The 1,278-nt window shown below is 63.6% G+C and carries 1 protein-coding gene; it reads right to left on the reverse strand.

The genetic code is table 11. The features are described 5' to 3' along the window. The coding region (locus tag Aph01nite_RS40905; protein ID WP_373872397.1) for a trypsin-like serine peptidase at window positions 1-804 on the reverse strand (804 nt) is incomplete at its 3' end. Window positions 805-1,278 lie beyond the last annotated feature (474 nt).

The following is a 1,278-nucleotide window of genomic DNA, read 5'->3' on the forward strand; positions in this document are numbered from 1 at the left end:
GGCCAGACCCTGGCCACCGACGTTGTCGCCGAGACGACCAGCGTCGATCCACTTCCAGACGTAGTACTTGCCGTCCTTCGTCCACCGAGCCCACGGCGAGTACGTGTCGTACACAGCCTTGGTGACCTCGGCGAAGCTGCCGATGTCAGAGGGCTTCTTGATGTCCGCGAAGCCGCCGTGGGGCAGCTTGAGGCCGTTGTACACGGTGACGAACGCGTAGTCGCGGTCGCCGTCCTCGTACACGTCGAAGTCGTAGTGCGTGAAGGCCTGCTTGCCGACGTACACGCCCCACGGGGTCTTGCCCTGGTAGTAACCCGGGACGAACACCCAGCGGTCGAGCGTGGACTTGTTGGACTCCGTGTCGTAGACGCAGGAGCCGGCGGTGGCAACCAGGTTCTTGTACGCAGCCTGGATCGACGTCGCGGTGCACCAGTGCGGCTTGTAGTCCGCACCGAGGAAGAACACCTTGCCCGAGGTCTTGGGCAGGTTGATGTTCTTCGACTTGGCGGTGGACTTCTTCTCGTCGCCGATCGCCGGAACGACACCGGGCTTGCTGTCCGCAGCCGGGCCACCGGTCGAAATGTGCTTGGCAACGATCTTGGTCTCCACGTCGTAAGGCGTGGCGGCGATCAGGTTGGCCGCGCCCTCGGCGAACCAGAACGCGGCAATGTTCTTGCCCGCAATGGCGGTGGTGGCCAGCGGGGTGCCGACCACGTCACCAGCGGCCTGAGCGGGGGCGGCGAGGCCCGCGGCCAGGAGGCCGGCGGTGGCGACAACGCCACCGAAGGCGAGAGTGCGCTTCATGGGGGAACTCCTTGGTCTGTCGTGGAACGCCTCATGCGTCCCATGCGTCAGGAAAGGGATAGCCCGGAATTTACAGTGCGGATCTTGGGAACAGGAAGTCGTTGGGAATGCCCGGAAGGCCCAGGGATGGCCGTTATGATTCCGTGATCAGTCAGGGTGGTCAGTCAACCCGTGATGCGACGGCGATGTTTGTGCTGATGGTTGACTCGATTGACCACCGGTGAGTTGGAGCACGCGGTGACTCGAGGTGCCGGCGGGGCTCGGAGGGTGTGACGTAAATCACAGTTTTCCGATGGCACCAAGCTGGCTCTCAGGGCGTCTAACGGGCCTCTCAGACGCGTCCCAGACATCTCCCAGGCAACGCCCGGACCTTCCCCAGACAACGATGAAGGGCCCGGCCGTGAGGCCGGGCCCTTCAAAGTGTGCTGTCAGCCAGAGTTATTCACCCGGGCTTGTGGGCTCCTTAGGAGGGAA

Source organism: Acrocarpospora phusangensis, from assembly GCF_016862995.1.
Taxonomy (GTDB): Bacteria; Actinomycetota; Actinomycetes; order Streptosporangiales; family Streptosporangiaceae; genus Acrocarpospora; species Acrocarpospora phusangensis.